This window comes from Streptomyces sp. IMTB 2501 (genome assembly GCF_001953885.1).
GTDB lineage: Bacteria > Actinomycetota > Actinomycetes > Streptomycetales > Streptomycetaceae > Streptomyces.
In genome coordinates this window covers 125930-151056 of record NZ_MQUS01000019.1, presented here as the reverse complement: position 1 = coordinate 151056, position 25127 = coordinate 125930, and the positions used below count along the sequence as shown (strand labels likewise).

The following is a 25127-nucleotide window of genomic DNA, read 5'->3' as shown; positions in this document are numbered from 1 at the left end:
GCGGGACACCCAGCCGGAACCAGCGGCCGCAAGGACGCGAGGTTCCAGGAGCGTCGCGCACCGTCGAACGGTGTCGCGGGCAGCCCACCACCCCCCGGAGTTCCGGGACGGCCGGTGGGCCACTCGCGTGCTGCACGTTGTGCCCAGACCAGGGGAGCGGCTGCCCGGCAGGTCCCATGCGGATCCGGCGGGTTTCCCCGGCTGCGGAGGCGACCTCCCTTAACTCTGACGAGCCGGAAACTACGAAAGAGATAGAGACAGTGGCGAACCAGTCCCGCCCCAAGGTCAAGAAGTCGCGTGCCCTCGGCATCGCGCTGACCCCGAAGGCCGTCAAGTACTTCGAGGCCCGCCCCTACCCGCCGGGTGAGCACGGCCGTGGCCGCAAGCAGAACTCGGACTACAAGGTCCGTCTGCTGGAGAAGCAGCGTCTGCGCGCGCAGTACGACATCTCCGAGCGCCAGCTGGTCCGCGCCTACGAGCGCGCGTCCAAGGTCCAGGGCAAGACCGGTGAGGCCCTGATCGTGGAGCTCGAGCGCCGTCTCGACGCCCTGGTCCTGCGTTCGGGCATCGCCCGCACCATCTACCAGGCCCGTCAGATGGTCGTCCACGGCCACATCCAGGTCAACGGCCAGAAGGTCGACAAGCCGTCCTTCCGCGTCCGTCCGGACGACGTCGTGCAGGTCCGCGACCGCTCCAAGGAGAAGACGCTCTTCACGATCGCCCGCGAGGGTGGCTTCGCCCCCGAGGGTGAGACCCCGCGCTACCTGCAGGTGAACCTCAAGGCCCTGGCGTTCCGCCTGGACCGCGAGCCGAACCGCAAGGAGATCCCGGTGATCTGCGACGAGCAGCTCGTCGTCGAGTACTACGCCCGCTGATCCCAGCCCCGGCGCAGCGACTCAGCCCGCCGTCTCCCCGCCCTTCCGGGCGGGCGAGGCGGCGGGTTCGCGTTTCTCGGGACCGCCGTGCTGCACCGGCCCGCGCGGCGTCGGCAGCGCCGCGAGCCGCTGTCTGTCGTCCCCGAGCGCCCGGGACACCGCCGCCGCCCGGTCCAGCCCGGCCCCTTCGCGCACGCACTCCTCGTACCGAGCGTCCCCGAGGGCCTGCCGTGCCATCGCCGCACAGCGCTCGTGCGGGGCGTTGAAGTACGCCGAGCCGAACAGCGGGAGCCCCACCGAGGGCCACATCCGGCCCGCCGCACCCTGCAGCAGCGCGGCCTCGGCCGGCTCGCCCTGGGCCGCCGTCACCAGTGCCAGCAGCTCCAGCACCATGACCGAGCCGAGCAGGTCGCGGAAGGCGTGCGCGTTGCGCAGACACTCCGTGAGCAGGTCGCGCGCCCTGTCCTGGGTGCCTTCCTGCCAGGCCGCGTACGCCAGCACGTACAGTGCGTAGCTGCGGGCCCAGCGCTCCCCGTGGTCCTCGCACACCCGGCGCACGTCCTCGCACAGCCGCACCGCGTCCGGCAGGTCCCCCTGGAAGGCCCGCGTCATCGCCAGCTCCACCTGGCCCATCAGCACATTGCTGTTGAGCTCACCGATCTCCTGATAGCGGTCCAGCGCCGAGCGCAGCAGCGTTTCTGCACGGGCCATGTCATCGGTGACCAGGGCAAGACAGCCGGTGCGGTGCTCGGCGTACGCCACCGCCGCCGGATCCGCGGCCCGCTCGGCCTGTTCCCGGCACTCCAGCAGCGCCGCCAGCGCCGGCACCGTGTCGCCTTGGAGGATCGCCACATAGCCGAGCACCCACAGCGCCTTCAGCCGCGACTGCTCGTACTCCGAATCCAGCTCGACGCTGCGCGCCAGCCAGCGCCGGCCCTCCGCGAGCCGGCCGCAGCCGACCCAGCAGAACCACAGCGACCCCGCGAGGTACTGGCCGAGATGGGCCTCGTCAGGCTCCGTCAGACAGAACTCCAGGGCCGCCCGCAGATTGGGCAGCTCCGCCTCCACCCGGGCGGCGACCTCGCCCTGCCGGGGCGAGAACCAGTCCAGCTCGCACCAGGTCGCCAGGCCCAGATACCAGTCCCGGTGCCGCCGGCGCAGCCGGGCCGCGTCGCCCATCCCTGCCAGCCAGCCGGCGCCGTAGGCCCGGACGGTGTCCAGCATCCGGTAGCGGGGGCCGGCCGGGGACTCCTCCCGGGTGACGACCGACTGGGCCAGCAGCTCCGACAGCACGTCCAGGACGTCTTCGGCGGGCAGCCCGTCCCCGCTGCACACGTACTCGACCGCCTCCAGGTCGAAGGTCTGCGCGAACGCCGACAGACGCGCCCACAGCAGCCGCTCGGCCGGCGTGCACAGCTCGTGGCTCCAGCCGATCGCTGTGCGCAGCGTCTGATGGCGGCACGGGGGACCGCCGGGGACCGGGCGCGGCGCGCCGTCCCGGCCGCTCGTGCTCAGCAGCCGGAACCGGTCGTCCAGCCGCTCCAGCAGCTGCGCCGGGGACAGCGCCCGCAGCCGCCCGGCCGCCAGCTCCACGGCCAGCGGGATCCCCTCCAGCCGCCGGCACAGCTCGCGCACCTCGGGGCCGTCGGCGACCTTGAGCCCCTGCTCCCGGGCCCGGTCGGCGAACAGCTCCACCGCCTCGTCCGCGCCGAGCGGCGCCAGCGGGAACAGCCGCTCGCCCGCCAGCCCCAGCGGACGCCGCCCCACGGCCAGCACCCGCAGCTGCGGCAGCTTCCGCAGCAGCTCCGCGGTCAGCTCGGCACAGGCATCCACGAGATGCTCGAACCCGTCCAGCACCAACAGGGCCGGACGGCCGGCCAGATGCTCCAGCAGCGTCTCCCGGGGCAGACGGGCGGTGTGGTCGGTCAGCCCCAGCGCCTCCGCCACCGCGTACTCCACGAACTGCGGATCGCGTACCGGCGCCAGCTCCACCCGCCCGGCGGCGGACTCCCACCCGGCGGCGACCCGCGCGGCCAGCCGGGACTTGCCGACACCGCCGACCCCGGTCACGGTCACCAGCCGGGCCCGGCCGAGCGCGGTCGTCAGCTCGGCGAACTCGGCCGAACGCCCGACGAACGTGGTCAGTTCCAGGGGAGGATCGCCGGCGGCGAACGGATCAGGGCGCTGAGGACCTCGCATGGGACACGGAGCGTACTGAAGTGTGTTCAATGCGTACAATCGCTTCTCGCAACTCCGCCCCGTGGCCCCGGTAATGCGGTACGGAGCCCCGGCCCCGGCGCGATAGGCTCGGACACGACTTTTTCGATGGTGAGGCACGTTTCAGGGAGCGGGTGCGCACAGTGTCCGGTGGTGAGGTGGCCGGGATCCTGGTGGCCGTGTTCTGGGCGATCCTGGTCTCCTTCCTCGCGGTGGCTCTCGCGAGGCTGACCCAGACGCTCAAGGCGACCACCAAGCTCGTGGCGGACGTGACCGATCAGGCCGTCCCGCTGCTCGCCGACGCCTCCGCCGCCGTGCGCTCCGCGCAGACCCAGATCGACCGCGTCGACGCGATCGCCTCCGACGTCCAGGAGGTCACGTCGAACGCCTCCGCGCTGTCGACCACCGTCGCCTCCACCTTCGGCGGCCCGCTGGTCAAGGTCGCGGCCTTCGGCTACGGCGTCCGGCGGGCGCTGGGCGGCCGCAAGGAGGACGTGCCCGCGAAGGCGCCCCGGCGTACCGTGATCGTGGGCCGCACGGTCCCTGCCGCACGACGCAAGCGGAAGTAAGGACGAGACCGAGCGATGTTCCGCCGTACGTTCTGGTTCACCACAGGTGTCGCCGCCGGTGTGTGGGCCACCACCAAGGTCAACCGCAAGCTGAAGCAGCTGACCCCGGAGAGCCTCGCCGCGACCGCGGCGAACAAGGCCCTGGAGACCGGTCAGCGGCTGAAGGACCGCGCGGTCGGCTTCGCGCTCGACGTCCGCGACAACATGGCCCAGCGGGAGGCAGAGCTGGAGGATGCCCTGGGCATCCATGAGAACCCCGAACTCCCCGCACCCCGGCGCTACTCCGCCATCGAGAACGCCCACAGCAACAACCGCAGCACTCCGAAGTACATCGAAACGTCGATCTCTTCGCCAACGAAGTACTCGTACAACCGGAATGAGGACCACTGATGGAGTCGGCCGAGATTCGCCGCCGCTGGCTGAGCTTCTTCGAGGAGCGCGGGCACACCGTCGTCCCTTCGGCGTCGCTCATCGCGGACGACCCGACTCTGCTCCTCGTCCCCGCCGGCATGGTGCCCTTCAAGCCCTACTTCCTGGGTGAGGTCAAGCCGCCGTTCCCGCGCGCCACCAGCGTGCAGAAGTGCGTGCGCACGCCCGACATCGAAGAGGTCGGCAAGACCACGCGGCACGGCACGTTCTTCCAGATGTGCGGCAACTTCTCCTTCGGCGACTACTTCAAGGAAGGCGCCATCAAGTACGCCTGGGAGCTGCTCACCTCGCCCCAGGACAAGGGCGGTTACGGCCTGGAGCCGGAGAAGCTCTGGATCACCGTTTACAAGGACGACGACGAGGCCGAGCGCATCTGGCACGAGGTCGTCGGTGTGCCGAAGGAGCGCATCCAGCGCCTCGGCATGAAGGACAACTACTGGTCCATGGGCGTCCCCGGCCCCTGCGGCCCCTGCTCCGAGATCAACTACGACCGCGGCCCCGAGTTCGGCGTCGAGGGCGGCCCCGCCGTCAACGACGAGCGGTATGTGGAGATCTGGAACCTCGTCTTCATGCAGTACGAGCGTGGCGAGGGCATCGGCAAGGACAACTTCGAGATCCTCGGCGACCTGCCGAGCAAGAACATCGACACGGGCCTCGGCCTGGAGCGCCTCGCCATGATTCTGCAGGGCGTGCAGAACATGTACGAGATCGACACCTCCATGGCCGTCATCGACAAGGCCACCGAACTGACCGGCGTCCGCTACGGCGACGCCCATGACTCGGACGTGTCTCTTCGTGTGGTCACCGACCACATGCGTACCGCCACGATGCTCATCGGCGACGGTGTGACACCGGGCAACGAGGGCCGCGGTTACGTCCTGCGCCGCATCATGCGCCGCGCCATCCGCAACATGCGCCTCCTCGGCGCCACCGGTCCGGTCGTCAAGGACCTGATCGACACCGTGATCGGCATGATGGGCCAGCAGTACCCGGAGCTGATCACCGACCGCGAGCGCATCGAGAAGGTCGCCCTCGCCGAGGAGAACGCCTTCCTCAAGACGCTGAAGGCGGGCACCAACATCCTCGACACCGCCGTCACCGAGACCAAGCAGTCCGGCGGCACGATCCTCTCCGGTGACAAGGCCTTCCTGCTCCACGACACCTGGGGCTTCCCGATCGACCTCACCCTGGAGATGGCCGCCGAGCAGGGCCTCTCCGTGGACGAGGACGGCTTCCGCCGCCTGATGAAGGAGCAGCGGGAGCGTGCCAAGGCCGACGCCCAGGCCAAGAAGACCGGCCACGCCGACATGGGTGCCTATCGCGAGATCGCCGACACCGCCGGCGAGACCGACTTCATCGGCTACGCCGACACCGAGGGCGAGACCACGATCGTCGGCATCCTGGTCGACGGCGTCTCCTCGCCGGCCGCCACCGAGGGCGACGAGGTCGAGATCGTCCTCGACCGCACCCCGTTCTACGCCGAGGGCGGCGGCCAGATCGGTGACACCGGCCGGATCAAGGTCGACTCCGGTGCCGTCATCGAGATCCGCGACTGCCAGAAGCCGGTCCCCGGGGTGTACGTCCACAAGGGCGTCGTCCAGGTCGGCGAGGTCACCGTCGGAGCCAAGGCCCACGCCTCGATCGACGCCCGCCGCCGCAAGGCCATCGCCCGCGCCCACTCGGCCACCCACCTCACCCACCAGGCGCTGCGCGACGCTCTCGGCCCGACGGCCGCCCAGGCCGGTTCCGAGAACCAGCCCGGCCGCTTCCGCTTCGACTTCGGTTCCCCGTCCGCCGTGCCGACGGCGGTGATGACCGACGTCGAGCAGAAGATCAACGAGGTGCTGGCCCGCGACCTCGACGTGCACGCCGAGATCATGGGCATCGACGAGGCGAAGAAGCAGGGTGCCATTGCCGAGTTCGGCGAGAAGTACGGCGAGCGGGTCCGTGTGGTGACCATCGGCGACTTCTCCAAGGAGCTGTGCGGCGGCACGCACGTGCACAACACCGCCCAGCTGGGCCTGGTGAAGCTGCTCGGCGAGTCCTCCATCGGTTCGGGTGTCCGCCGTATCGAGGCCCTCGTCGGTGTGGACGCCTACACCTTCCTCGCCCGTGAGCACACGGTGGTCAACCAGCTGACGGAGCTGCTCAAGGGCCGCCCGGAGGAGCTGCCGGAGAAGGTCTCCTCGATGCTCGGCAAGCTGAAGGACGCCGAGAAGGAGATCGAGAAGTTCCGCGCCGAGAAGGTGCTGCAGGCCGCCGCCGGTCTCGCGGAGTCCGCCAAGGACGTCCGCGGTGTGGCCGTCGTCACCGGTCGGGTCCCGGACGGTACGACCCCGGACGACCTGCGCAAGCTGGTCCTCGACGTGCGCGGCCGCATCCAGGGTGGACGCGCCGCGGTTGTGGCCCTTTTCACGGTCAACAACGGCAAGCCGCTGACTGTCATCGCCACCAACGAGGCCGCCCGTGAGCGCGGTCTCAAGGCCGGTGACCTGGTCCGCACCGCCGCCAAGACCCTCGGCGGCGGCGGTGGCGGCAAGCCGGACGTCGCCCAGGGCGGCGGCCAGAACCCGGCTGCCGTCGGCGATGCCGTCGAGGCTGTCGAGCGCCTCGTCGCCGAGACCGCCAAGTGACAGCGCAGTAAGGGAACGGTCGGAAATGCGCAGAGGACGTCGACTTTCGATCGACGTCGGGGACGCCCGGATCGGGGTCGCCTCGTGTGACCCCGATGGGATCCTCGCCACACCGGTGGAGACCGTCCCCGGCCGGGACATCCCCGCCGCCCACCGCCGTTTGCGGCAACTGGTGGAGGAGTACGAACCGATCGAGGTCGTCGTCGGCCTCCCTCGCTCCCTCAAAGGGGGCGAGGGCCCGGCGGCGGTGAAGGTCCGCGCCTTCGCCCAGGAACTGGCCAACGGCATCAAGCCGGTGCCGGTGCGCCTGGTGGACGAGCGGATGACGACCGTGACGGCCAGTCAGGGACTGCGCGCCTCGGGAGTGAAATCGAAGAAGGGCCGCGCCGTCATCGACCAGGCCGCCGCTGTGATCATCCTCCAGCAGGCCCTCGAATCCGAACGGGTGTCAGGTAAAGCACCGGGCGAGGGCGTCGAAGTGGTCATCTGATCGCGATACGGTAACGTTCCGCGCGATGCGCCGGTGTTCGAACAGTCGGCGCACAGCAAGAGGCGGAACGGAAGCGGGCCACCAGCCGGCGCCCGGTCGGCCTCGCGGCTCTAGGGGATCGATGACTGAGTATGGCCGGGGCCCACACCCCGAACCGTGGCATCCGGAGGACCCGTTGTACGGGGACGGCGGATGGGGAGGACAGCAGGCCCACAGCGGTCAGCAGTCCCCCTACGGCGGCCAGCCACAGCACTATCCACAGCAGCCGCAGTACGGCGACTGGAGCCAGGAGCAGCAGTCCGGCTACGGCCAGGAGCAGTACCGGTACTACGGCGAACAGGGCCAGCAGCAGTACGTCGGCCACGCCCAGCAGCCCTACCAGCAGCCCGGCGCCTGGAACGCGGCCGGCCCGCACGGCCAGGTGCCGTACGCCCCCGACCCCGGTGACCCGTACGGCCAGAGGCCCGCCGGCTATGGCGGGGAACAGCCCGACTTCTACGGCACCGAGGACGCCTACCCGCCGCCGCAGCCGCCCGGCCGCAGGGGCGCCGAGCCGGAAGCGGAGCCGGAGACCGCGCCCGACGAGGAGGAGCAGCACCCCTTCTTCACGGGAGCCGGCGACGATGACGACGACGAGGAGCACGAGCTCCATGGCCGCCAGGGCCGGCGCGGCAAGGGCAAGAAGCCCACCAAGAAAGGCAAGAAACGACGTACCGGCTGTGCCTGCATGGTCGTCGTCCTGGTCTTCGGTGGCGGCCTCGCCGGCGCCGGTTACTTCGGCTACAAGTACTACCAAAATCGTTTCGCCCCGGCCCCGGACTACGCGGGTAACGGCACCAGCGAGACGGTGATGGTCGAGATCCCCAAGGGCGCGGGCGGCTGGGACATCGGCCGCCGTCTGAAGGAGGCCGGCGTCGTCAAGAGCGCCGACGCCTTCGTGCACGCGCAGAACGACATCCAGGGTGGTAACAGCATCCAGGCCGGTGCATACCTCCTCAGGAAACAGATGTCCGCCGCAAGCGCGGTGAAAATGATGCTCGACCCGAAGAGCCAGAACAATGTCGTGGTGACCCCGGGCGAGCGTAACGCGGGTGTCTACGAGGCTATCGACAAAAAACTCGAACTCGCCGACGGCACGACGCAGAAGGTCGCCCAGAAGGAATACAAGAGCTTCGGCCTGCCGGCCTGGGTACAGAACAACGGCGCGGTCAAGGACCCGCTGGAGGGCTTCCTTTTCCCGGGCAACTACGCGGCCGCCAAGGGCATGCAGCCCGAGAGCATCCTGAAACAGATGGTCGCGCAGGCCACGTCCAGGTACGACTCCTACGGCCTCACGGCGAAGGCCCGGGCGCTGGGCCTGAACAACGCGTTCGAGCTGGTCACCGTGGCGAGCCTGGTGCAGGCGGAGGGTAAGACGCACGACGACTTCCGCAAGATGGCGGAAGTCGTCTACAACCGGCTCAAGCCCACCAACACCGAGACGAACCAGTTCCTGCAGTTCGACTCGACCTACAACTACGTCATGGGCACGAGCAACATCCACATCTCCCTCAAGCAGATCAACGGCAACCACAGCCCGTACAACACCTACACCCACAAGGGGCTTCCGCCCGGCCCGATCGGCAACCCCGGCGAGGACGCGCTCATGGCGGCGCTGAACCCGACGCGCGAGGGCTGGATCTATTTCGTGGCGACCGACGGCCAGAACAACACCGAATTCGCCAAGACCTACGCGGAATTCAAGCAGCTCAAGGAAAAGTTCGATGCCACCTCGGGCAACTGACGCCTGCCGGGCCGCCGTACTCGGCAAACCCATCGCCCACTCCCTCTCCCCGGTGCTGCACCGGGCGGCCTACGACGCGCTCGGGCTCACCGCGTGGTCGTACGACCGCTTCGAGGTGGACGAGGCCGCTCTGCCCGGCTTCTTCGAGGAGCTCGGACCCCAGTGGGCGGGGCTGTCGTTGACCATGCCGCTGAAGCGGGCGGTCATCCCGCTGCTGGACGAGATCAGCGACACGGCCGCCTCCGTCGACGCGGTCAACACGGTCGTCTTCACCGAGGACGGCCGCCGGCTCGGCGACAACACCGACGTCCCGGGCATGGTGGCCGCCCTGCGTGAGCACGGCATCGAACAGGTCGACTCCGCCGCGATCCTCGGCGCCGGTGCCACCGCCTCCTCCGCGCTCGCCGCCCTCGCCCGGATCTGCACCGGCGAGGTCGTCGCCTACGTCCGCAGCGAGGCCCGCGCCGCCGAGATGTGCCGCTGGGGCGAACGGCTCGACGTGGACGTGCGTACGGCCGACTGGGCGGACGCCGGGCAGGCGCTGCGCGCCCCGCTGGTGATCGCCACCACCCCGGCCGGCACGACCGACGCCCTTGCCGCCGCGGTACCCGAGCGCCCCGCCACCCTCTTCGACGTGCTCTACGACCCCTGGCCCACCGAGCTGGCGGCCCGCTGGTCCATGTTCGGCGGTGCCGTGGTCAGCGGCCTCGATCTCCTGGTCCACCAGGCCGTCCTCCAGGTCGAGCAGATGACCGGCCGCTCCCCGGCCCCGCGGGAGGCCATGCGCAGGGCAGGGGAGAAGGCGCTCGCCGAGCGCTGACCTGACATATCCATGTCCGTCTGCTGGACCGGCGGCCGGGTTCGGGGCCCGGACGTGGGAGGATCGGAGGTGGCGGACCGGGGCCGCGCACCCGGTCGGGCCGTCGCCGTACGCGAGGACCTGCGTACGCAGGGCAGTAGTACCAGGGCGCGAGCACTGAGGAGCATCGTTGAGCAGGCTGCGTTGGCTGACCGCGGGGGAGTCCCACGGTCCCGCACTTGTCGCGACGCTGGAGGGCCTTCCCGCCGGCGTGCCGATCACGACGGAGATGGTCGCCGACCATCTGGCGCGGCGGCGGCTCGGCTATGGCCGCGGTGCGCGGATGAAGTTCGAGCGCGACGAGGTCACCTTCCTGGGTGGTGTCCGGCACGGCCTGACCCTCGGCTCCCCGGTCGCGATCATGGTGGGCAACACCGAGTGGCCCAAGTGGGAGCAGGTCATGGCGGCCGACCCGGTGGATCCCGAGATCCTCGCCGGTCTGGCCCGCAACGCCCCGCTGACCCGGCCGCGCCCTGGCCACGCCGACCTGGCGGGCATGCAGAAGTACGGCTTCGACGAGGCCCGCCCGATCCTGGAGCGCGCGTCGGCGCGGGAGACCGCGGCCCGGGTGGCGCTGGGCGCCGTCGCCCGGTCGTACCTGAAGGAGACGGCCGGCATCGAGATCGTCTCGCATGTCGTCGAGCTGTGCTCCGTGAAGGCTCCGCAGGGCGTGTACCCGACCCCGGCCGACGTCGAGAAGCTGGACGCCGACCCGCTGCGCTGCCTGGACGCGGACGCGTCGAAGGCGATGGTCGCGGAGGTCGACCAGGCCCACAAGGACGGCGACACCCTCGGTGGCGTCGTCGAGGTGCTGGCCTACGGCGTTCCGGTGGGCCTGGGCTCGCATGTGCACTGGGACCGCAAGCTGGACGCCCGGCTGGCGGGCGCCCTGATGGGCATCCAGGCGATCAAGGGCGTCGAGATCGGTGACGGCTTCGAGCTGGCGAGGGTGCCGGGCTCGAAGGCACACGACGAGATCGTGAAGACCGACGAGGGTATCCGGCGTGTCTCCGGCCACTCCGGCGGCACCGAGGGCGGCCTGACCACCGGTGAGCTGCTGCGGGTGCGGGCCGCCATGAAGCCGATCGCGACCGTGCCGCGGGCCCTGCAGACGGTGGACGTGTCCACCGGCGAGGCCGCCCAGGCCCACCACCAGCGCTCCGACGTCTCCGCGGTCCCGGCCGCCGGCATCGTCGCCGAGGCCATGGTCGCGCTGGTGCTGGCCGACGCGGTCGCGGAGAAGTTCGGCGGCGACTCCGTGGCGGAGACCCGCCGCAACGTGCGGTCGTACCTCGACAACCTGCGTATCCGGTGAGCGCCGTGCCTGCGCTCGTCCTGGTCGGCCCGATGGGCGTCGGCAAGTCGACCGTCGGCCGGCTGCTGGCCGAGCGACTCGGGGTCGGCTACCGCGACACCGACGAGGACATCGTCGCCACCGAGGGCCGCACCATCGCCGAGATCTTCGTCGACGAGGGCGAGCCCGTCTTCCGGGCGATCGAGAAGCGGGCGGTGCACAGCGCGCTGGCCGAGCACGAGGGTGTCCTCGCGCTCGGCGGCGGCGCCGTCCTCGACGCCGACACGCGCGCGCTGCTCGCCGGGCACCGGGTGGTCTACCTCTCCATGGACGTGGAGGAGGCCGTCAAGCGCACCGGCCTGAACGTGGCCCGCCCGCTGCTCGCGGTCAACCCGCGCAAGCAGTGGCGGGAGCTGATGGAGGCCCGGCGGCACCTGTACGAGGAGGTCGCCACCGCCGTCGTGGCGACGGACGGCCGTACCCCTGAAGAGGTCACCCAAGCAGCGCTGGACGCACTGGAGTTGAAAGAAGCATGAGCGAGGCAGTCACCCGGATCCAGGTCGCCGGCACCGCGGGCACCGACCCCTATGAGGTGCTGGTCGGCCGGCAACTGCTGGGCGAGCTGGCCGGGTTGATCGGTCCCAGGGCCAAGCGGATCGCGGTGATCCACCCGGAGGCGCTGGCCGAGACCGGTGACGCGCTCCGCGCCGACCTGGCCGGGCAGGGCTACGAGGCGATCGCCATCCAGGTGCCGAACGCCGAGGAGGCCAAGACCGCCGAGGTCGCCGCCTACTGCTGGAAGGCGCTCGGCCAGTCGGGCTTCACCCGTTCCGACGTCGTCGTCGGCGTGGGCGGCGGCGCGACCACGGACCTCGCCGGTTTCGTCGCCGCGACCTGGCTGCGCGGTGTGCGCTGGATCGCCGTCCCGACCACCGTGCTCGCCATGGTGGACGCGGCGGTCGGCGGCAAGACCGGCATCAACACCGCCGAGGGCAAGAACCTCGTCGGCGCCTTCCACCCGCCGGCCGGTGTCCTGTGCGACCTGGCCGCGCTGGACTCCCTGCCGGTCAACGACTACGTCTCCGGACTCGCCGAGATCATCAAGGCCGGCTTCATCGCCGACCCGGTGATCCTGGAGCTGATCGAGTCCGACCCCGAGGCCGCCCGGACCCCCGAGGGCCCGCACACGGCCGAGCTGATCGAGCGCTCGATCCGGGTGAAGGCGGAGGTCGTCTCGTCGGACCTGAAGGAGTCGGGTCTGCGCGAGATCCTCAACTACGGCCACACGCTCGGCCACGCCATCGAGAAGAACGAGCGCTACAAGTGGCGGCACGGCGCCGCGGTCGCGGTCGGCATGCACTTCGCCGCCGAACTGGGCCGGCTGGCGGGCCGGTTGGACGACGCGACGGCGGAGCGCCACCGCACGGTTCTCGAAGCGGTCGGCCTCCCGCTGCACTACCGCTACGACCAGTGGCCCAAGCTGCTGGAGACGATGAAGATCGACAAGAAGTCCCGTGGCGACCTGCTGCGCTTCATCGTCCTCGACGGCCTCGCCAAGCCGACCGTCCTGGAGGGCCCGGACCCGGCCGTCCTGCTCGCCGCGTACGGAGAAGTGGGCCAGTAAGTCCCCGGCCGCTCCGTCCGTCCGATTCCTGACCTCGACTTCCTTTGCGGAACGGGCACTTCAGGCCGCCCCCGGCCGTTTCACCAAATGACGGCGGGGGACGGTACCGTTCGACAGGCGGCGAGGTCAGCCCCGCTGCCGGCACGAACTGTTTGCCGCGAGTGAGCTGGAGGGGCGCGTCGGTGTCGACAGATCGAACGCGCGGAGGCCCGAAGGGCTGAGCACGATCGGGCTGTCGACACGGACTCAGGCGCCCCGGAGGCGAGCGAGCCGAAGAGACGAGACGGAGTGGCAACGGATGCAGCACGCAGTGGGGTCTCCGCTGCCGCCGCCCCACCAGCCGGGGCAGCTGCCGCACGCCGGCTGGGCGTCGGCCGCACACCACCCGGGTCCGCACCCGGGAGCCCCTCAGGGGCCCGCCCCCGTGTCCCCGCCACCAGGCTTCCCGGCGCCGACCGCCGCCGTCCCGCCGACGCCCCCGCACCCCCCCGCGCCCCTGCCTCCGGTCGCCCAGCCCCAGCCGCAGCCTCCGACCCGGGCCCCGCACCCCGTGGCCGCCCCGCCGGCCCCCGACACCACCGGCCATGTGCCGCTGCCGCCCGGCGGCCCGGTCGGCGTGCCGACGGCGCCCCCGGCTCCCGCAGCCCTCCCGGACCCGGCGACCACCACCCTGGCGGTCCTGCTGATCGGCCCGGCCGGCGCGGGCAAGACCAGCGTCGCCAAGTACTGGGCGGACCACCGCCGCGTGCCCACCGCCCACATCAGCCTGGACGACGTCCGTGAATGGGTCCGCTCGGGCTTCGCCGACCCTCAGTCCGGCTGGAACGACAACTCCGAGGCCCAGTACCGCCTGGCACGCCGCACCTGCGGTTTCGCCGCCCGGAACTTCCTTGCCAACGGCATCTCCTGCATCCTGGACGACGCCGTCTTCCCGGACCGCCCGGTCGTCGGCCTCGGCGGCTGGAAGCGCCACGTCGGTCCCGGCCTGCTCCCGGTCGTCCTCCTGCCGGGCCTGGACATCGTCCTGGAGCGCAACGCCGAACGCACCGGCAACCGCCGCCTCACCGACGAGGAGGTGGCCCGTATCCACGGCCGCATGGCCGGCTGGTACGGCTCGGGCCTCCCGATCATCGACAACTCCCAGCTGGACATCCCGGCCACGGCAAGGGTCCTGGACGAGGTCCTGGCCAGAGCCATAGCAAGCCCACCGAGCTGGTAAGCAGGGGGTGCCTGGTCACCCCCCACAAACCCCACTCGGCTCCTAAAAATCGGCATAAGCCGGTCAAAACTCCTACGCTCATCTCATGTCAGAGGTGTACGCGACCCGCCGATCCCGGCTGAGAGACCACGTCACCGCGGCCGGCACCGCGGCAGCGCTCGTCACCCGTCCAGCCAACGTGCGCTACCTCGCCGCCGCAGCCCCGCAGGGCTCCGCACTGCTGCTGGGCAGACGCGAGGACATCCTCGTCTGCGCCGGCCCGCCCGAAGACCGCCCCTACGAAGGCCGCCCGGACGACAACCTGCGCGTGCACGTCCTCGCACCGAACGCCACCGGCGCAGGTATGGGCCCCGGCGCCGGCGACGCCGCCGTCGCGGCGGCGGACCTGGCGCTGGCCCAGGGCACCGACTCCCTGGCCGTCGAGGAACACCACCTCACGGTCACCCGGCACAGAGCCATCGCCTCCGTCGCCCCCGGGCTCCGCCTCGGCGACCTCGGCGGGGCTGTCGAGCAGATCAGGGTGGTCAAGGACGAGGAGGAGATCTCCTGCCTCCGCATCGGCGCCGAGATCGCCGACCAGGCCCTCGGTGAGCTTCTGGAGTCCATCCTGGTCGGCCGCACCGAACGGCACCTCGCGCTGGAGCTGGAGCGCCGTCTGGTCGACCACGGCGCCGACGGCCCGGCTTTCCCCACCTCCGTGGCCACCGGCCCCAACTCCGGCCGCCGCGGCCACCGCCCCACCGACCGGCGGGTGGAGGAGGGCGACTTCCTCACCGTGTGCCTGGGCGCGACCTACCGCGGCTACCGTTGCGAGATCGGCCGGACCTTCGTCATCGGCACCTCGCCCGCAGACTGGCAGATCGAGCTGTACGACCTGGTCTTCGCCGCCCAGCGCGCCGGACGCGAGTCCCTGGCGCCCGGCGCCGCCTACCGTGACGTGGACCGCGCGGCACGCCATGTACTGGACTCCGCCGGCTATGCGGAGGCCCTGCCACCGCTGACCGGACACGGCGTCGGACTCGAAATCGACGAGGACCCGCAGTTGGCGCCCGCGGCCATGGGTAAACTGGACGCTTGCGTGCCGGTCACCGTCGAACCGGGGGTCCACCTCCCGGGCCGGGGCGGTGTCCGGATCGATGACACGCTCGTCGTGCGCCCCGAGGCGGACGGCGGACCCGAGCTACTCACCATCACGACCAAGGAGCTGCTCGCGCTGTAGCGCGTGACCCGGGGTCGTACGTCAGTCCAGGAGATTCCGCAACCGTGGCTTCCACGAACGACCTCAAGAACGGCATGGTGCTCAAGCTCGAAGGCGGCCAGCTCTGGTCCGTCGTCGAGTTCCAGCACGTCAAGCCTGGCAAGGGCCCGGCCTTCGTGCGCACCAAGCTGAAGAACGTGCTGTCCGGCAAGGTCGTCGACAAGACCTTCAACGCCGGCGTCAAGGTCGAGACCGCCACTGTCGACAAGCGCGACATGCAGTTCTCGTACATGGACGGCGAGTACTTCGTCTTCATGGACATGGAGACCTACGACCAGCTGCACATCGACAGGAAGGCCGTCGGCGACGCCGCCAACTTCCTTGTCGAGGGCTTCACCGCCACCGTTGCGCAGCACGAGGGCGAGGTGCTCTTCGTCGAGCTCCCGGCGGCCGTCGAGCTCACCATCCAGGAGACCGAGCCGGGCGTCCAGGGCGACCGCTCCACCGGTGGCACCAAGCCCGCCGTCCTGGAGACCGGCCACCAGATCCAGGTCCCGCTCTTCATCACCACCGGTGAGAAGATCAAGGTCGACACCCGCACGAGCGACTACCTCGGCCGGGTGAACAGCTAACCGTGGCTGCCCGCAACACGGCCCGCAAGCGCGCCTTCCAGATCCTCTTCGAGGGCGACCAGCGCGGCGCCGACGTCCTGACGGTCCTCGCGGACTGGGTCCGGCTGTCCCGGTCCGACACCCGGCAGCCTCCGGTCAGCGAGTACACGATGCAGCTGGTCGAGGGCTACGCCGAGCACGCGAGGCGCATCGACGAGCTGATCGCCCAGTACGCGGTCGGCTGGACGCTCGACCGGATGCCGGTCGTGGACCGCAACATCCTGCGGCTGGGCGCGTACGAGCTGATCTGGGTCGACGAGACCCCGGACGCCGTCGTCCTGGACGAGATGGTGCAGTTGGCGAAGGAGTTCTCGACCGAGGAGTCCCCGTCCTTCGTGAACGGCCTGCTGGGGCGTCTGAAGGAGCTCAAGACGTCCCTGCGCCGGGACGAGGCGTAAAGGCCCCGTACGACACGCCGGANNGGGGTGGCTGGAACCGTACTGGTTCCAGCCACCCCGGCGGCACGTTTCTGCTGGGCTGTCGGGCGGCTCAGGCGTCTTCGTGGGTGGCCACCGCGCGGCGCGCGTCCGCGTCGAGGACGCCCCAGCTGATCAGCTGCTCGGTGAGGACCGAGGGGGACTGGTCGTAGATGACGGCCAGTGTGCGCAGGTCGTCCTGGCGGATGGAGAGCACCTTGCCGTTGTAGTCACCGCGCTGGGACTGGATCGTCGCCGCGTAGCGCTGCAGGGGGCCCGCCTTCTCGGCCGGCACGGTGGCCAGCCGCTCCAGGTCCAGGACCAGCTTCGGCGGCGGCTCGGCGGCGCCGCCCGGCGTGGTGCCCGGCAGCAGCTCCTGCACGGGGACGCCATAGAAATCGGCCAGCTCTGCGAGCCGCTGTACGGTCACGGCACGGTCGCCACGCTCGTACGAACCCACCACGACGGCCTTCCAGCGACCCTGGGACTTCTCCTCGACACCGTGGAGGGAAAGGCCCTGCTGGGTGCGGATGGCCCGGAGCTTGGCCCCGAGCTGTTTGGCGTATTCGCTGGACATATAGCTCCCCGGACACTGTGTCGACGCGGCCGGAGGGTGTTCCCGCCGCGCGGCTGGTAACTCACTGTGAGGTTACGCAGCGTGACTCTGGTGCGTCAAGCCGAATGGTCCACACCGACTCTTCCGTGGTAGTGGCAGCCGGTTAGGCCAACGGGGTGAAGGAGGGGGTGATCGGTGCCTCCCCGTGGCCTGCTAGGGTGGATGGCGCAAATCCGACGTCCTTTAAGGTCCGTCCCGTGAGGCGGAGAAGGAGGTCCGTTTCGTATGGACAAGTACGACTCGCCCGCCACCGCGCACGCGTCCGATGCGCGGCCCGTTCTCGAAGGCCCCGACATCGCGCGGGTGCTGACGCGTATCGCCCACGAGATCGTCGAGCGCGCCAAGGGCGCCGACGACGTGGTGCTCCTCGGCATCCCCACCCGGGGTGTCTTCCTCGCCCAGCGGCTCGCCGTCAAGCTGGCGCAGATCACCGACCGCACGGTGCCGGTCGGCTCGCTCGACATCACCATGTACCGCGACGACCTGCGCATGCACCCGCCGCGTGCGCTGGCCCGCACCGAGATCCCCGGTGACGGCATCGACGGCAAGCTGGTCGTCCTCGTCGACGACGTGCTCTTCTCCGGCCGCACCATCCGCGCCGCCCTCGACGCCCTGAACGACATCGGGCGTCCCCGCGCGGTCCAGCTGGCGGTCCTGGTCGACCGGGGCCACCGCGAACTGCCGATCCGCGCCGACTACGTCGGCAAGAACCTCCCCACGTCGCTGCGGGAGACGGTCAAGGTCCAGCTCGCCGAGGAGGACGGTCGCGACACCGTGCTGCTCGGTGTGAAGCAGACCGACCAGTAGCAAGCCAGGCGCGCAAGGCCGCTTCGGCGTACCCGCACACGCGCCTGTTTGCCCAGAATCTCCCGATCGAACTGCTTGAACTGCCTTACGGAGCCTGACAGATGCAGCGTCATCTCATCTCGGCCGCCGACCTCACCCGCGACGACGCCGTCCTGATCCTCGACACCGCCGAGGAGATGGCCCGGGTCGCCGACCGGCCGATCAAGAAACTGCCGACCCTGCGCGGCCGCACGATCGTCAACCTCTTCTTCGAGGACTCCACGCGCACGCGTATCTCCTTCGAGGCCGCCGAGAAGCGCCTGTCCGCCGACGTCATCAACTTCTCCGCCAAGGGGTCGAGCGTCTCCAAGGGCGAGTCCCTGAAGGACACCGCCCAGACCCTGGAGGCCATGGGCGTCGACGCCGTGGTCATCCGGCACGGCGCCTCCGGAGCCCCGTACCGACTCGCCAACTCCGGCTGGATCGACGCGGCCGTCATCAACGCCGGCGACGGCACCCACCAGCACCCCACCCAGGCCCTGCTGGACGCCTTCACCATGCGCCGCCGGCTGATCGGCCGGGACAGCGGCCTCGGCAAGGACCTGTCCGGCAGGCGCATCACCATCGTCGGCGACGTCCTGCACAGCCGGGTCGCCCGCTCCAACGTCGACCTGCTGCACACCCTCGGCGCCGAGGTCACCCTGGTCGCCCCGCCCACCCTGGTGCCGGTCGGCGTCGAGACCTGGCCGTGCGAGGTGTCGTACGACCTCGACAGCGCCCTGCCGAAGGCCGACGCGGTGATGATGCTCCGGGTCCAGCGCGAGCGTATGAACGCCGCGTTCTTCCCGACCGAGCGCGAGTACTCGCGGCGCTACGGCCTCGACGGCGACCGCATGGCGAAGATGCCCGAGCACGCCATCGTGATGCACCCCGGCCCGATGGTCCGCGGCATGGAGATCACCGCCGAGGTCGCCGACTCCGACCGCTGCACCGTCGTCGAGCAGGTCGCAAACGGAGTCTCCATCCGGATGGCCGTCATGTACCTGCTGCTCGGCGGAAACGAGCCCGCCGTCACCCACGCCCGCACCAACGAGGAGAAGTAAGACCCATGAGCAAGATCCTGATCCGTGGTGCGAAGGTGCTCGGCGGCCAGCCGCAGGACGTGCTGATCGACGGCGAGGTCATCGAGGCGGTCGGCAGCGGCCTGTCGGCCGAGGGCGCCGAGGTCGTGGAGGCCGGCGGGAAGGTGCTGCTGCCAGGCCTGGTCGACCTGCACACCCACCTGCGCGAGCCGGGCCGCGAGGACTCCGAGACGGTCCTGACCGGCACCCGCGCGGCCGCGTCCGGCGGCTACACCGCCGTGTTCGCCATGGCCAACACCTTCCCGGTCGCCGACACCGCCGGTGTGGTCGAGCAGGTCTACCGGCTGGGCCAGGAGCACGGCTACTGCGATGTGCAGCCCATCGGCGCCGTCACCGTGGGCCTGGAGGGCAGGAAGCTCGCCGAGCTGGGCGCCATGCACGAGTCGGCCGCCGGGGTCACCGTCTTCTCCGACGACGGCAAGTGCGTGGACGACGCGGTGATCATGCGCCGCGCGCTGGAGTACGTGAAGGCCTTCGGCGGAGTCGTCGCCCAGCACGCGCAGGAGCCGCGGCTGACCGAGGGCGCCCAGATGAACGAGGGCGTCGTCTCCGCCGAGCTGGGTCTGGGCGGCTGGCCGGCCGTCGCCGAGGAGTCGATCATCGCGCGGGACGTGCTGCTCGCCGAGCACGTCGGCTCCCGCGTCCACATCTGCCACCTGTCGACCGCCGGCTCCGTGGAGATCGTCCGCTGGGCCAAGTCCCGCGGTATCGCCGTCACCGCCGAGGTCACCCCGCACCACCTGCTCCTCACCGACGAGCTGGTGCGCACCTACAACCCCGTCTACAAGGTCAACCCGCCGCTGCGCACCGAGCGGGACGTGCACGCCCTGCGCGAGGCGCTCGCCGACGGCACGATCGACATCGTCGCCACCGACCACGCCCCGCACCCGCACGAGGACAAGGACTGCGAGTGGGCCGCGGCCGCCATGGGGATGGTGGGGCTGGAGACCGCGTTGTCAGTGGTGCAGGAGACCATGGTCGACACGGGCCTGCTGGACTGGGCCGGCGTCGCCGACCGGATGTCCGTCAAGCCCGCGCAGATCGGACAGGCCACCGGGCACGGCCGTCCCGTCTCGGCCGGTGAGCCTGCCAACCTCACCCTGGTCGACACGGAATACCGTGGCCAGGTGGACCCCGCGGGCTTCGCCTCGCGCAGCCGCAACACCCCGTACGAGGGGCGTGCGCTGCCGGGCCGTGTGACGCACACGTGGCTGCGGGGCAAGGCCACGCTCGTCGACGGGAAGCTCACGTGACACCTGTAATCCTGCTGGCCGAGGCCAAGAAGTCGGCCGCGGTCACCGACTGGCCGGCGCGTATCGGCTGGCTCGTCGGACTCGTGCTCTTCATCGCGCTCGTCTACTGGCTGATGCGCGAGGGCTGGAAGTGGCGCGGCACCCTGCAGAGTGACCTGCCCGCCCCGTCCAGCGCGCCGGAGGAGACCGGCCCGGCGAAACTTGAGCTGAGCGGCCGCTACCACGGCTCGACCACCGCGGGGCAGTGGCTGGACCGCATCGTGGCCCACGGCCTGGGCACCCGCAGCCGGGCCGAGCTCACCCTGACGGACGCGGGTCTGGAAGTCGAGCGCCCCGGAGCGAGCGACTTCTTCGTCCCCACCGCCGCGCTGCGCGGGGCCCGGCTGGACAAGGGCATCGCCGGCAAGGTCCTCGCCGAGGGCGGCCTGCTGGTGGTGACCTGGGCGCTCGGCGACAAGCTGATCGACTCCGGCTTCCGCTCCGACCACGCGGCCGAGCACACCGAGTGGGTCGACACCCTGAACCAGATGATCAACGACACGGAAGGCGCACGATGACGACCTCCACCAGGGGAAGCTCCTCTTCGAGGAACAAGGCGCTTCCCGCCGTACTCGTCCTGGAGGACGGTCGCATCTTCCGCGGCCGTGCCTACGGGGCCGTGGGGGAGACCTTCGGCGAGGCCGTGTTCTCCACCGGTATGACCGGCTACCAGGAAACGCTGACCGACCCGTCGTACGACCGGCAGATCGTCGTCGCGACTGCCCCGCAGATCGGCAACACGGGCTGGAACGACGAGGACGACGAGTCGAGCCGCATCTGGGTCTCCGGTTACGTCGTGCGCGACCCCGCGCGCGTGCCGTCCAACTGGCGCGCCAAGCGCTCCCTGGACGACGAGCTGGTGGCGCAGGGCGTGGTCGGCATCTCCGGGATCGACACCCGCGCCCTCACCCGCCATCTGCGCGAGCGCGGCTCGATGCGCGCCGGGGTCTTCTCCGGCGAGGCGATCGCCGCAGAGGGCGAGCTGCTGGAGCGTGTGCAGGCCCAGCCCCGCATGAAGGGCCTGAGCCTGTACGAGGAGGTCGCGACCCAGGAGGCGTACGTCGTCCCCGCGATCGGTGAGAAGAGGTTCACGGTCGCCGCGATCGACCTCGGCATCAAGGGCATGACCCCGCACCGTATGGCCGAGCGCGGCATCGAGGTGCACGTCCTGCCCGCCACCGCCACGGCCGACGACATCTACGCCGTCGGCCCGGACGGCGTGTTCTTCTCCAACGGCCCGGGTGACCCGGCCACCGCCGACGGCCCGGTCGCCCTGATGACCGCCGTGCTGGAGCGCAGGACGCCGCTGTTCGGCATCTGCTTCGGCAACCAGATCCTCGGCCGCGCCCTCGGCTTCGGCACCTACAAGCTGAAGTACGGCCACCGGGGCATCAACCAGCCGGTCCAGGACCGTACGACCGGCAAGGTCGAGGTCACCGCGCACAACCACGGCTTCGCCGTGGACGCGCCGCTCGACCAGGTCAGCGAGACGAAGTTCGGCCGTGCCGAGGTCTCGCACGTCTGCCTGAACGACGACGTCGTGGAGGGGCTGCAGCTGCTCGACCAGCCGGCCTTCTCCGTCCAGTACCACCCCGAAGCGGCAGCGGGCCCGCACGACGCCGCCTACCTGTTCGACCGCTTCGTATCCCTGATGGAGGGCCAGCGTGCCTAAGCGCACCGATATCCAGTCCGTCCTGGTCATCGGCTCCGGCCCGATCGTCATCGGCCAGGCCGCCGAGTTCGACTACTCCGGCACCCAGGCGTGCCGCATCCTGCGCGCCGAGGGCCTGCGCGTGATCCTCGTCAACTCCAACCCGGCGACGATCATGACCGACCCGGAGATCGCCGACGCCACGTACGTCGAGCCGATCACCCCGGAGTTCGTCGAGAAGATCATCGCCAAGGAACGCCCCGACACCCTGCTGCCCACCCTGGGCGGCCAGACGGCCCTGAACACCGCGATCTCGCTGCACGAGAACGGTGTCCTGGAGAAGTACGGCGTCGAGCTGATCGGCGCCAAGCCCGAGGCGATCCACAAGGGCGAGGACCGCGACCAGTTCAAGGCCGTGGTCGAGGCCGTCAACGCCAAGATCGGGCACGGCGAGTCCGCCCGCTCGGTGATCTGCCACTCCATGGACGACGTCCTCAAGGGCGTAGAGCAGCTCGGCGGCTACCCGGTCGTCGTCCGCCCGTCCTTCACCATGGGCGGCGCCGGCTCCGGCTTCGCGCACGACGAGGAGGAACTGCGCCGCATCGCCGGGCAGGGCCTCACGCTCTCGCCGACCACGGAGGTGCTCCTTGAGGAGTCCATCCTCGGCTGGAAGGAGTACGAGCTGGAGCTGATGCGCGACAAGCACGACAACGTCGTGGTCGTCTGCTCCATCGAGAACTTCGATCCGATGGGCGTGCACACCGGTGACTCGATCACCGTCGCGCCCGCGATGACGCTGACCGACCGCGAGTACCAGATCCTGCGCGACATCGGCATCGCCGTGATCCGCGAGGTCGGCGTCGACACCGGCGGCTGCAACATCCAGTTCGCGGTGAACCCCGAGGACGGCCGCGTGATCGTCATCGAGATGAACCCGCGCGTCTCGCGGTCCTCGGCGCTCGCCTCCAAGGCGACCGGTTTCCCGATCGCGAAGATCGCCGCCAAGCTCGCCGTCGGCTACACCCTGGACGAAATCCCGAACGACATCACACGGGAGACCCCGGCCTCCTTCGAGCCCACGCTCGACTACGTGGTCGTCAAGGCCCCGCGATTCGCGTTCGAGAAGTTCCCGCAGGCCGACTCCACGCTGACCACCACCATGAAGTCGGTCGGCGAGGCCATGGCCATCGGCCGCAACTTCCCCGAGGCCTTCCAGAAGGCGCTGCGCTCGCTGGAGAAGAAGGGCAGCCAGTTCTCGTTCACCGGTGTGCCCGGTGACAAGGCGCTGCTCCTTGAGGAGTCCCGGCGCCCCACCGACGGCCGGATCAACACGGTCATGCAGGCCATCCGCGCGGGCGCCACGCCCGAGGAGGTCTTCGAGTACACGAAGATCGACCCGTGGTTCGTGGACCAGCTCTTCCTGATCAAGGAGATCGCGGACGAGCTGGCCGAGGCGCCGGAGCTGACCGCCGAGCTGCTCGCCGAGGCCAAGCGGCACGGCTTCTCCGACCAGCAGATCGGTGAGATCCGCGGCCTGCGCGAGGACGTCGTCCGCGAGGTCCGGCACGCCCTCGGCATCCGGCCCGTCTACAAGACGGTCGACACCTGCGCCGCCGAGTTCGCCGCGAAGACGCCGTACTTCTACTCGGCCTACGACGAGGAGTCCGAGGTCGCGACCCGCGAGAAGCCGGCCGTCATCATCCTGGGCTCCGGCCCGAACCGCATCGGCCAGGGCATCGAGTTCGACTACTCCTGTGTCCACGCCTCCTTCGCGCTGAGCGACGCGGGCTACGAGACCGTGATGGTCAACTGCAACCCGGAGACCGTCTCCACCGACTACGACACCTCCGACCGGCTCTACTTCGAGCCGCTGACGCTGGAGGACGTGCTGGAGATCGTCCACGCCGAGCAGCAGGCCGGGCCGGTCGCGGGCGTCATCGTGCAGCTGGGCGGCCAGACCCCGCTCGGCCTGTCCCAGGCCCTGAAGGACAACGGCGTGCCGGTCGTCGGCACGTCCCCCGAGGCCATCCACGCGGCCGAGGACCGGGGCGCGTTCGGGCGGGTCCTCGCCGAGGCGGGCCTCCCGGCGCCGAAGCACGGCACGGCCACCACCTTCGACGAGGCCAAGGCCATCGCCGACGAGATCGGCTACCCGGTCCTGGTCCGGCCGTCGTACGTGCTCGGCGGGCGCGGCATGGAGATCGTCTACGACGAGACCCGCCTCGCCGCCTACATCGCCGAGTCGACCGAGATCAGCCCCTCCCGGCCGGTCCTCGTCGACCGCTTCCTGGACGACGCGATCGAGATCGACGTCGACGCGCTCTACGACGGCGAGGAGCTCTACCTCGGCGGCGTGATGGAGCACATCGAGGAAGCCGGCATCCACTCCGGCGACTCGGCCTGCGCCCTGCCTCCGATCACCCTCGGCGGCTTCGACATCAAGCGGCTCCGCGCCTCGACGGAGGCCATCGCCAAGGGCGTCGGGGTGCGCGGACTGATCAACATCCAGTTCGCCATGGCCGGCGACATCCTCTACGTCCTTGAGGCCAACCCGCGCGCCTCCCGCACCGTGCCCTTCACCTCGAAGGCGACCGCGGTGCCGCTCGCCAAGGCCGCCGCCCGGATCTCGCTGGGCGCGACCATCGCCGAGCTGCGCACGGAAGGCCTGCTGCCGAAGAACGGCGACGGCGGCGAGCTGCCGCTCGACGCGCCGATCTCCGTCAAGGAGGCCGTGATGCCATGGTCGCGCTTCCGCGACGTGCAGGGCCGCGGCGTGGACACCGTCCTCGGCCCGGAGATGCGCTCCACGGGCGAGGTCATGGGCATCGACTCCGTCTTCGGCACGGCGTACGCCAAGTCGCAGGCCGGCGCCTACGGCCCGCTGCCCACCAAGGGCCGCGCGTTCATCTCGGTCGCCAACCGCGACAAGCGCTCGATGATCTTCCCGGCGCGCGAGCTGGTCGCGCACGGCTTCGAGCTGCTCGCCACCTCCGGCACCGCCGAGGTCCTCAAGCGCAACGGCATCAACGCCACCGTCGTGCGCAAGCAGTCCGAGGGCACCGGCCCGAACGGCGAGCGGACCATCGTCCAGCTGATCCACGACGGCGAGGTCGACCTCATCGTCAACACGCCGTACGGCACCGGCGGCCGCCTCGACGGCTATGACATCCGTACGGCCGCGGTGGCCCGCTCCGTGCCGTGCCTGACCACGGTCCAGGCGCTCGCCGCGGCGGTTCAGGGCATCGACGCCCTCAACCACGGTGACGTAGGCGTCCGTTCGCTCCAGGAACACGCGGAACACCTGACCGCGGCCCGCGACTAGCAGCCCTGAGGGGGACACCGGAAACGGTGTCCCCCTCTGTA

Annotated in this window: 22 protein-coding genes; 20 read left to right on the top strand and 2 right to left on the bottom strand. The window is 70.4% G+C overall.

What is annotated here, in order from left to right; genetic code table 11:
• The first annotated feature begins 260 nt into the window (after nucleotides 1-260).
• Nucleotides 261-875, top strand: coding sequence for a 30S ribosomal protein S4 (rpsD, locus tag AV521_RS29235; RefSeq protein WP_031161776.1), 615 nt, complete (start codon nucleotides 261-263; stop codon nucleotides 873-875).
• A gap of 21 nt (nucleotides 876-896) precedes the next feature.
• Here rpsD and AV521_RS29230 read toward each other — a convergent pair whose 3' ends face one another.
• Complete coding sequence (locus AV521_RS29230) at nucleotides 897-3074, bottom strand: regulator (RefSeq protein WP_179023456.1); 2178 nt, start codon at nucleotides 3072-3074, stop codon at nucleotides 897-899.
• A gap of 152 nt (nucleotides 3075-3226) precedes the next feature.
• Here AV521_RS29230 and AV521_RS29225 point away from each other — a divergent pair, with 152 nt between their 5' ends.
• The 13 genes from AV521_RS29225 (at nucleotide 3227) to nusB (ending at nucleotide 16259) form a co-directional block, all read left to right on the top strand.
• Nucleotides 3227-3661 carry a DUF948 domain-containing protein gene (locus tag AV521_RS29225; RefSeq protein WP_107481053.1) on the top strand — a complete coding sequence of 145 codons (435 nt, stop codon included), beginning with the start codon at nucleotides 3227-3229 and terminating at the stop codon, nucleotides 3659-3661.
• Nucleotides 3662-3676: 15 nt separating this feature from the next.
• On the top strand, nucleotides 3677-4051 hold the full coding sequence (locus tag AV521_RS29220; protein ID WP_076092364.1) for a hypothetical protein: 375 nt from the start codon (nucleotides 3677-3679) through the stop codon (nucleotides 4049-4051).
• Nucleotides 4051-6723 (top strand): alanine--tRNA ligase, encoded by a 2673-nt coding sequence (alaS, locus tag AV521_RS29215; protein WP_076092362.1) that lies wholly within the window; start codon nucleotides 4051-4053, stop codon nucleotides 6721-6723. The genes AV521_RS29220 and alaS overlap by 1 nt, the downstream gene beginning before the upstream one ends.
• Before the next feature lie 25 nt (nucleotides 6724-6748).
• Nucleotides 6749-7213, top strand: coding sequence for a Holliday junction resolvase RuvX (gene ruvX / locus AV521_RS29210; protein ID WP_067129826.1), 465 nt, complete (start codon nucleotides 6749-6751; stop codon nucleotides 7211-7213).
• 121 nt (nucleotides 7214-7334) lie between these two features.
• Complete coding sequence (gene mltG / locus AV521_RS29205) at nucleotides 7335-8996, top strand: endolytic transglycosylase MltG (RefSeq protein ID WP_076092360.1); 1662 nt, start codon at nucleotides 7335-7337, stop codon at nucleotides 8994-8996.
• Entirely contained in the window at nucleotides 8977-9816 is an 840-nt protein-coding gene (locus AV521_RS29200; RefSeq protein ID WP_076092358.1) for a shikimate dehydrogenase, read from the top strand. Before mltG ends, AV521_RS29200 begins: the two co-directional genes overlap by 20 nt.
• Nucleotides 9817-9985: 169 nt before the next feature.
• Nucleotides 9986-11170 (top strand): chorismate synthase, encoded by a 1185-nt coding sequence (gene aroC, locus AV521_RS29195; protein ID WP_076092356.1) that lies wholly within the window; start codon nucleotides 9986-9988, stop codon nucleotides 11168-11170.
• 32 nt (nucleotides 11171-11202) lie between these two features.
• Entirely contained in the window at nucleotides 11203-11685 is a 483-nt protein-coding gene (locus tag AV521_RS29190; protein ID WP_107481054.1) for a shikimate kinase, read from the top strand.
• A complete protein-coding gene (gene aroB, locus AV521_RS29185) occupies nucleotides 11682-12773 on the top strand; it encodes a 3-dehydroquinate synthase (RefSeq protein ID WP_076092352.1) in 1092 nt (363 codons plus the stop codon). Before AV521_RS29190 ends, aroB begins: the two co-directional genes overlap by 4 nt.
• A 298-nt stretch (nucleotides 12774-13071) precedes the next feature.
• Entirely contained in the window at nucleotides 13072-13992 is a 921-nt protein-coding gene (locus AV521_RS29180) for a Pro-rich N-terminal domain-containing protein (protein ID WP_076092350.1), read from the top strand.
• Between the two features lie 85 nt (nucleotides 13993-14077).
• Nucleotides 14078-15211, top strand: a complete 1134-nt coding sequence (locus AV521_RS29175; RefSeq protein ID WP_076092348.1) for an aminopeptidase P family protein — start codon at nucleotides 14078-14080, stop codon at nucleotides 15209-15211.
• A gap of 44 nt (nucleotides 15212-15255) precedes the next feature.
• Complete coding sequence (efp, locus tag AV521_RS29170; protein WP_076092346.1) at nucleotides 15256-15822, top strand: elongation factor P; 567 nt, start codon at nucleotides 15256-15258, stop codon at nucleotides 15820-15822.
• A gap of 2 nt (nucleotides 15823-15824) precedes the next feature.
• On the top strand, nucleotides 15825-16259 hold the full coding sequence (gene nusB, locus AV521_RS29165) for a transcription antitermination factor NusB (RefSeq protein WP_076092344.1): 435 nt from the start codon (nucleotides 15825-15827) through the stop codon (nucleotides 16257-16259).
• Between the two features lie 91 nt (nucleotides 16260-16350).
• Here nusB and bldD read toward each other — a convergent pair whose 3' ends face one another.
• Nucleotides 16351-16854: a transcriptional regulator BldD gene (gene bldD / locus AV521_RS29160; RefSeq protein ID WP_020938842.1), complete on the bottom strand. Its 504-nt coding sequence runs from the start codon at nucleotides 16852-16854 to the stop codon at nucleotides 16351-16353.
• A 264-nt stretch (nucleotides 16855-17118) separates the two neighbouring features.
• Between bldD and pyrR the strand changes: the two genes are divergently transcribed.
• The 6 genes from pyrR (at nucleotide 17119) to carB (ending at nucleotide 25086) form a co-directional block, all read left to right on the top strand.
• Nucleotides 17119-17700: a bifunctional pyr operon transcriptional regulator/uracil phosphoribosyltransferase PyrR gene (gene pyrR / locus AV521_RS29155; protein ID WP_076092342.1), complete on the top strand. Its 582-nt coding sequence runs from the start codon at nucleotides 17119-17121 to the stop codon at nucleotides 17698-17700.
• Nucleotides 17701-17801: 101 nt separating this feature from the next.
• Nucleotides 17802-18782: an aspartate carbamoyltransferase catalytic subunit gene (locus AV521_RS29150; RefSeq protein ID WP_076092340.1), complete on the top strand. Its 981-nt coding sequence runs from the start codon at nucleotides 17802-17804 to the stop codon at nucleotides 18780-18782.
• Nucleotides 18783-18787: 5 nt separating this feature from the next.
• Entirely contained in the window at nucleotides 18788-20074 is a 1287-nt protein-coding gene (locus tag AV521_RS29145) for a dihydroorotase (RefSeq protein WP_076092338.1), read from the top strand.
• A complete protein-coding gene (locus AV521_RS29140; RefSeq protein ID WP_076092336.1) occupies nucleotides 20071-20631 on the top strand; it encodes a hypothetical protein in 561 nt (186 codons plus the stop codon). Before AV521_RS29145 ends, AV521_RS29140 begins: the two co-directional genes overlap by 4 nt.
• Nucleotides 20628-21785: a glutamine-hydrolyzing carbamoyl-phosphate synthase small subunit gene (gene carA / locus AV521_RS29135; RefSeq protein ID WP_076092334.1), complete on the top strand. Its 1158-nt coding sequence runs from the start codon at nucleotides 20628-20630 to the stop codon at nucleotides 21783-21785. The genes AV521_RS29140 and carA overlap by 4 nt, the downstream gene beginning before the upstream one ends.
• Nucleotides 21778-25086: a carbamoyl-phosphate synthase large subunit gene (gene carB / locus AV521_RS29130; RefSeq protein WP_076092332.1), complete on the top strand. Its 3309-nt coding sequence runs from the start codon at nucleotides 21778-21780 to the stop codon at nucleotides 25084-25086. Before carA ends, carB begins: the two co-directional genes overlap by 8 nt.
• The last annotated feature ends 41 nt before the right edge of the window (nucleotides 25087-25127 follow it).

Bases quoted from the DNA above. Each gene is read 5' to 3' on its own strand.
- AV521_RS29230 (WP_179023456.1), bottom strand. From the start codon at position 3,074: ATGCGAGGTCCTCAGCGCCCTGATCCGTTCGCCGCCGGCGATCCTCCC.
- AV521_RS29200 (WP_076092358.1), top strand. From the start codon at position 8,977: ATGCCACCTCGGGCAACTGACGCCTGCCGGGCCGCCGTACTCGGCAAA.
- bldD (WP_020938842.1), bottom strand. From the start codon at position 16,854: ATGTCCAGCGAATACGCCAAACAGCTCGGGGCCAAGCTCCGGGCCATC.
- AV521_RS29180 (WP_076092350.1), top strand. From the start codon at position 13,072: ATGCAGCACGCAGTGGGGTCTCCGCTGCCGCCGCCCCACCAGCCGGGG.
- mltG (WP_076092360.1), top strand. From the start codon at position 7,335: ATGACTGAGTATGGCCGGGGCCCACACCCCGAACCGTGGCATCCGGAG.
- alaS (WP_076092362.1), top strand. From the start codon at position 4,051: ATGGAGTCGGCCGAGATTCGCCGCCGCTGGCTGAGCTTCTTCGAGGAG.
- aroB (WP_076092352.1), top strand. From the start codon at position 11,682: ATGAGCGAGGCAGTCACCCGGATCCAGGTCGCCGGCACCGCGGGCACC.
- ruvX (WP_067129826.1), top strand. From the start codon at position 6,749: ATGCGCAGAGGACGTCGACTTTCGATCGACGTCGGGGACGCCCGGATC.
- AV521_RS29145 (WP_076092338.1), top strand. From the start codon at position 18,788: ATGAGCAAGATCCTGATCCGTGGTGCGAAGGTGCTCGGCGGCCAGCCG.
- AV521_RS29175 (WP_076092348.1), top strand. From the start codon at position 14,078: ATGTCAGAGGTGTACGCGACCCGCCGATCCCGGCTGAGAGACCACGTC.
- pyrR (WP_076092342.1), top strand. From the start codon at position 17,119: ATGGACAAGTACGACTCGCCCGCCACCGCGCACGCGTCCGATGCGCGG.
- AV521_RS29190 (WP_107481054.1), top strand. From the start codon at position 11,203: ATGGGCGTCGGCAAGTCGACCGTCGGCCGGCTGCTGGCCGAGCGACTC.
- AV521_RS29150 (WP_076092340.1), top strand. From the start codon at position 17,802: ATGCAGCGTCATCTCATCTCGGCCGCCGACCTCACCCGCGACGACGCC.
- AV521_RS29220 (WP_076092364.1), top strand. From the start codon at position 3,677: ATGTTCCGCCGTACGTTCTGGTTCACCACAGGTGTCGCCGCCGGTGTG.
- carA (WP_076092334.1), top strand. From the start codon at position 20,628: ATGACGACCTCCACCAGGGGAAGCTCCTCTTCGAGGAACAAGGCGCTT.